Source organism: Mesobacillus sp. (assembly GCF_049588175.1).
In the GTDB taxonomy this organism is placed as follows: Bacteria; Bacillota; Bacilli; order Bacillales; family Cytobacillaceae; genus Mesobacillus.
Genome location: NZ_JBAVFI010000203.1, coordinates 1 through 5,491, shown reverse-complemented (window position 1 = coordinate 5,491; position 5,491 = coordinate 1). Strand labels below are relative to the sequence as shown.

The 5,491-nt window shown below is 40.5% G+C and carries 9 protein-coding genes; 3 read left to right on the top strand and 6 right to left on the bottom strand.

Translation table 11 applies throughout. The features are described from left to right. Positions 1-89: 89 nt before the first annotated feature. The 4 genes from WB217_RS05125 to WB217_RS05110 all read right to left on the bottom strand — a co-directional run bounded on the left by WB217_RS05125 (position 90) and on the right by WB217_RS05110 (position 3,597). On the bottom strand, positions 90-674 hold the full coding sequence (locus tag WB217_RS05125; RefSeq protein WP_423991277.1) for a genetic competence negative regulator: 585 nt from the start codon (positions 672-674) through the stop codon (positions 90-92). Between the two features lie 65 nt (positions 675-739). Further along, positions 740-1,651 (bottom strand): MerR family transcriptional regulator, encoded by a 912-nt coding sequence (locus tag WB217_RS05120; RefSeq protein WP_423991274.1) that lies wholly within the window; start codon positions 1,649-1,651, stop codon positions 740-742. A 75-nt stretch (positions 1,652-1,726) separates the two neighbouring features. Continuing rightward, the gene (locus WB217_RS05115) at positions 1,727-2,506 is read right to left on the bottom strand and encodes a metallophosphoesterase (protein ID WP_423991272.1); all 780 of its coding nucleotides are present in this window, start codon (positions 2,504-2,506) and stop codon (positions 1,727-1,729) included. A 458-nt stretch (positions 2,507-2,964) separates the two neighbouring features. After that, positions 2,965-3,597, bottom strand: coding sequence for an HPP family protein (locus WB217_RS05110; RefSeq protein WP_423991271.1), 633 nt, complete (start codon positions 3,595-3,597; stop codon positions 2,965-2,967). 144 nt (positions 3,598-3,741) lie between these two features. Here WB217_RS05110 and WB217_RS05105 point away from each other — a divergent pair, with 144 nt between their 5' ends. Genes WB217_RS05105 through WB217_RS05095 form a run of 3 tightly spaced genes read left to right on the top strand, consistent with a single transcriptional unit; the run spans position 3,742 to position 4,824 of the window. Then, positions 3,742-3,972, top strand: coding sequence for a spore coat associated protein CotJA (locus WB217_RS05105; RefSeq protein WP_423991269.1), 231 nt, complete (start codon positions 3,742-3,744; stop codon positions 3,970-3,972). After that, on the top strand, positions 3,969-4,229 hold the full coding sequence (locus WB217_RS05100; RefSeq protein WP_423991267.1) for a spore coat protein CotJB: 261 nt from the start codon (positions 3,969-3,971) through the stop codon (positions 4,227-4,229). The genes WB217_RS05105 and WB217_RS05100 overlap by 4 nt, the downstream gene beginning before the upstream one ends. A 25-nt stretch (positions 4,230-4,254) precedes the next feature. After that, positions 4,255-4,824: a manganese catalase family protein gene (locus WB217_RS05095; RefSeq protein WP_423991265.1), complete on the top strand. Its 570-nt coding sequence runs from the start codon at positions 4,255-4,257 to the stop codon at positions 4,822-4,824. A 32-nt stretch (positions 4,825-4,856) separates the two neighbouring features. On the opposite strand, the gene WB217_RS05090 is transcribed toward WB217_RS05095, so the two are convergent. Both WB217_RS05090 and WB217_RS05085 read right to left on the bottom strand, forming a co-directional pair. Next, positions 4,857-5,315 carry a YpbF family protein gene (locus WB217_RS05090; protein WP_423991263.1) on the bottom strand — a complete coding sequence of 153 codons (459 nt, stop codon included), beginning with the start codon at positions 5,313-5,315 and terminating at the stop codon, positions 4,857-4,859. Next, positions 5,297-5,491, bottom strand: a 195-nt coding sequence (locus tag WB217_RS05085; protein WP_423991261.1) for a hypothetical protein, incomplete at its 5' end; no start/stop codon positions are given. The genes WB217_RS05090 and WB217_RS05085, both read right to left, overlap by 19 nt.

Sequence of the window (5,491 nt, the reverse complement as noted above, 5' to 3'; positions counted from 1 at the left end):
GCTGATGGTTATTGGGTCAATATAAATTAACTGAATAATAAGACTTTCCAGGTATTTGAATTCATAAAAAAAGCCGAAGCTCTTCTCCATTATTTTATAAAATAATGGACAAGAGTTTCGACTGCGTTTTCTTCCATAATCTCGTTCCCGTATTCCAATAATCTATGGATACTTAAAATAGATGGCACTCCATATTCAGCCATTAATGAAACGGCTTTGGTTGCGTCTTCCGCTAAAATTCCATTCATAAGCAAATAATAGTGACTCTCCATAAAGTGGAGGCTTCCACCTGGAATCCCTGCCTGGAAAAGTCTGTTGGCAAGCTGAATCACATCTTCGATATTGTCAAACTCAAATAGAATATCATCGCTTCCATCGACAGTAACTTGCATTTCAATGATTCCTTCATCGAACTGTTCCTCGTCTTCATCCTGCTCGATCATGGTGACAATCATCACCATACCTTGGGCATGCAATGAAAAAATCTCTACCGCAACCGACCCTAAGATTTCCAAATCAAATTCCTCGCTTGCTTCTTCAAGCATATCATGAAAAAGCTGATGCCATTTCAGTGAGTCCTTCCAGATGTCTTCCTTAGTCAATCCCCTGTCTGAAAGGTCATCAACTGTAAGAAAAATCTTAATCTTGTTGTTTGTTAATCGTTCCAAGCGCATAATCATGCCCCCTGCCATCGACAAAGCTCTTGTTATAGATTATGAAATTATTGCAGGTTGGTGAGTTATTTCAATTGATCAATGCGCTTTTTTAACCATTTCTCCCATTCCATCCGTGACATACCTACGATGTATTCCTTATATTTTTGACGCTGCTGAAACGGCATGGAATCAATCGCGATGCCCCCAAGGCCAATAAACAGGCCGGAGTAATTTCCGCCTATCTCGTCAGCAAGTTTCAGTACCGCCTCACTATTCTCTTCAAGCGTACAGGATAAAAATAAAAACTTCGGATTCACTTTATCAAGTACAACTTCAAGATCATGTTCAGCTACACTCGTGCCAAGAAATACTACTTCAAATCCTTTTCGTCTCAGGAACATCGTAAAGATCAGCAAACCCAGTTCATGCTTTTCACCCGGTCCGCACACAGCGACCGCTTTAGGGAGAAAGGAACTATGTGGAAATGAAGTGGACAGGCCTTCTATTCTTGAACGCAAAAAAGAAGAAGCAAAATGCTCATGTGCAGTCGTTATTCTTCCCTCTTCCCATAAATCCCCGACCTTAATCAAAATAGGGCCGAGCAAATCTATAACCGTTTTATCAATTGTAAATAAGCTGAAGGCCTGATTAATCAGTTCGTGAGCCTGAGCACTGTTAAAATTCAGGAGTGACACCAACAGCTTGTCTCCCAATTCATCCAATATATCCTTTTTAGGAGGTTCAGCACCATCCATGTTGGAGCTGGAATTCTCCATCAATGAAATGGCCTGGCTGATTGTAAAGCCCTGATTCACTTTCGAAATGAGCCATCTTAATGTTTTCAGGTGTTCCTCAGTATACAATCGATGTCCGGAATCATTCCTGACGGGTGCGATCATTTGATATCTCCGTTCCCATGCCCTCAGAGTTCCTGGCTGGATGCCGAGCAAATTTGATACTGCTTTTATATTATATTTTCCCTCGCTTGTTCCCATCATCATTCCTCCGTGTAACCACATTACATCACCGATTATACCCCCCTTGGATAACCGTTGTAAAACCTCAATCTGCTAATTCCCCTTTGGCAACAGGGTGATTAAATGCGTTTCAGCCCTTGCTCCAAGTCTTAATGGAACAGCCGTTGTTCCGTATCCATTGCTCGTAATCAGAGTAGTGCCATTTTTCTTCTTTATTCCGCCTAATTCATATGGGCCAAACCCTAAAATCCTTATCTGCCCGCCATGGGTATGGCCGCTTAAAACCAATCTTATATTATGGCCTGGCTCTAAACGGTTAACAATTGCTGGATTATGACTGACGAGAATGTGAAAACCATTCGGTTCTGCATCCTGCATAGCGAGGTCCAGTCTGCTTTTGCCAAGACTCAAATCATCAATACCTAAAATGAATAAAGTATCACCCGTTTTTGATTCAAATTTAACCGCAGTGTTATCCAGCATTTTCACACCTGAATGAAAGAGCAGCGAATCCAGTTCATGTGAATTGAAGTCATAGTCATTATTGCCCCATACAAAAAAAACGGGGGCAATGGATTTTAATTTTTCAATATTAATTGCCACCTGACCAAGATCGACGCCTTTTTCAGCCAGATCTCCGCCAATGATAACTAGATCAGCCTTCCCTTTAGCTTCCTCAATGACTGAATCCGAAATGATGCGCTTGTGTACATCCGATATAAAAAAGATCGTAACAGAGCCAAAACTAGCGGGGAATTCCTTGAACCGCAGCTCATGCTTCAATACCCTGTCCCCAAATGCCTGCCGATACATATATAACAGCAAGAAGCCGCCTAAAATTAATATTGCCAGTAAAAAGTAAATCAGTACCATTTATGCCTCCTGCAATTCGTTATCTAAGTTCCATTCTCCGTCCTTAATGGGCTACATGAAATCATACCATAAAGAAAACAGAAACTAAAAAAACACACGTCTGCCAAATCCCTAAAGGAATTAGCAGGAAAAAGCAGCACATGCTTCCAATAGCTAAAATTATATCAGAATCCACTCCATTTTTGCCCTTAAGTGTTTTAATTCCGTTTCGGATCAGCCCTCCCTGTACGTACATCCCGATGAAGAGGGTTATTGATCAGGCAAGGAAATCTATTGGATGTAAAATGAATTCACCGAGAAACACATCAGGACTATAGGCCATTTCAAAGGAGCAGCCAATTGACGGACAAATACCTGCAAATAAATCCGAAAACAAGCCTGAATATTTTCCATTGCATAAAAAAACCTCCCATACACAATGTATGAAAGGCCCTTCTCATTACTTCTGAGTGACAGAATCAAACTTCATGAATATCCAGGATGCGAAAACCAGAGTCTTCAAGCTTTTTGACAAATTTATCAATATTGTCCTTCTTTTCAATCTTCATGACGATTCTGCGGACAAGCTTATCTGTTTCATCAAAAGTTACTAATGAGATGATATGTTCATGGAATTGGTGAGCAATGTCTGCCAGCCTTGCAATCCTTCCTTCTGTTTCTACAGAAGTAAATGCGATCCTGACCCCTTCCCTATGCACCCCAAATGCACTCTGGAATTGGTCAAGTACGTCTGAGCGGGTAACTGCACCTTGAAATTTACCATTTTCATCAACTACTGCCAGCAATGGGATGTCCTTAAGTTTTACTAAGGTTGTTTCGAACATTTCACTTCCATGCAAGAAGTGATCCTCCAAAGTTACAATTTCCTTAGCAGCAGTATTATTGAGATATTCCTCTTTCTTGTCTCCTGCCTTAAAGAAGCCTTGATAAATTCCATGCCTTGTGACAACACCGGCATATTTATCTCCATCCAAAACTGGAAGACCATCAATTTCATTTTCGTCAAGCTTCGTTAATACATTTTGTAATGTTTCATCTTGCTGGGCTGTAATGCACTTGTACTTAGGAATCATGATACTTTTTACAAACATTCAACTCACCTCTGGTTTAAAGTACTGCTATATCTTATATATTTCAACAAATTTATAAAAATCCCTGCAAAAGCTGAGAAATTTAACATGAAATAAAATTACACTCATAAAATGAATTGAAGTTTATATAGAGGAGGGCTTTGTTTGTCTACAAATAAAAGAGTTTGGTATCCGTACGCCAGTCCCTTCGATCCCTGTCCGCCTATCAAGGCAAAGACTTTTTCAACACCGCCTAATTTATTCTTGGGCTTCCAGCCGCCTAATTTGCCGCAGTTTACACCAATGCAAGCACTGAGAACAGGGACTCTTTGGAAGGTTTTTTATGATACCTGGTATTCTCCACTCGAAGCTCCAAGGGAGGATGATCTCTCATGAATCAGCTTCCACAGGAATTTTATGCCACAATGGAACAATTGCAAGCAGTTGATTTTGTACTCGTAGAACTCACCCTATATTTAGATACCCATCCTAATGATTTTGATGCAATCAATCAGTTCAATCAATTCGCAAAGGAACGCAAACGCCTAAAAAAAGTCATCGAAAGCAACTATGGACCTTTAATGCAGTACGGGAACAGCTACTCAGGGTATCCTTGGGATTGGAACGATGCCCCATGGCCATGGCAGCTCTAATTGAAACGAGGAGGGGGTAAGGAAAATGTGGGTCTATGAAAAGAAATTGCAATACCCTGTTAGGGTCAGCACCTGTAACCCCATGCTGGCAAAATTCCTAGTAGAACAGTATGGCGGTGCCGATGGAGAACTCGCTGCAGCATTACGATACTTAAACCAGAGATATACGATTCCTGATAAGGTTATAGGATTATTGACGGATATTGGGACAGAAGAATTTGCCCATCTTGAAATGATTGCTACAATGATATATAAGCTGACAAAGGATGCAACGCCAGAACAGATGAAGCAAGCGGGCCTTGACGCCCATTACGCGAATCACGATAGTGCACTGTTCTACCATAATGCTGGCGGCGTACCATTCACTACAGCATATATCGCAGCAAAAGGCGACCCTATCGCAGATTTGTATGAGGATATCGCCGCGGAAGAAAAAGCAAGGGCTACCTACCAATGGATTATTAATATGAGCGATGACCCAGATCTGAATGATGCGTTAAGGTTCTTGCGCGAGCGTGAGATAATCCATTCCCAGCGTTTCCGTGAGGCAGTAGAAATACTAAAGGATGAACAAGGCAAAAAGAGAATATTCTAAGATTGATTGAAGCATCCATTTCAGGATGCTTCTTATTTGTTTTCATGGTAAAGATTTATGTCATAAGTCTTTTTCATTATTTCAAACACTACATGGCGATTCTTCCACTCTTCTTCCTTTTTCCATAAATCTTTACTGCGGTCGACAATCTCACAGCGGAGAGCATGATATTCTTTTTCCGCCTTCTCCCGCTTTTCTTTTAATAAAATCATTAATCCATAAGTCCCAACGGTCAAAACTAAAAAATATAAATTTGCTGAGTTCTGGACATAAACAGAAAAGATTTCAGCAAATGAGTAGGAATATGGCTTCATCACTGTTACATAAAGATAATAGAAATAGACGGTTATAAGTCCTATCGTTATCCATACAGACAGAAGATGCCTCGATTTGTATCTGTCAAACTTCCTTTTCCGATCAATTAGATTATTGAGCATCTTCTTCGTTGCATGATCGGTTCTGTCATCCAGATTCATAATTTCTGGTTCCATTGACAAGCCCTCCTCTTTATCTTTGGCTCATTTCGTAAACTTTGCTGTTTTTGCAAACAAAAATAGATCGGCTTCTGATTTTTTGATTCTGGCCATGGGGGCTGTTGATTTCCGCTTCCAGCACTCGCTTCTGATCCAATCACCAGAGTTCTGAAATTAATAATCAGCTTTAACAC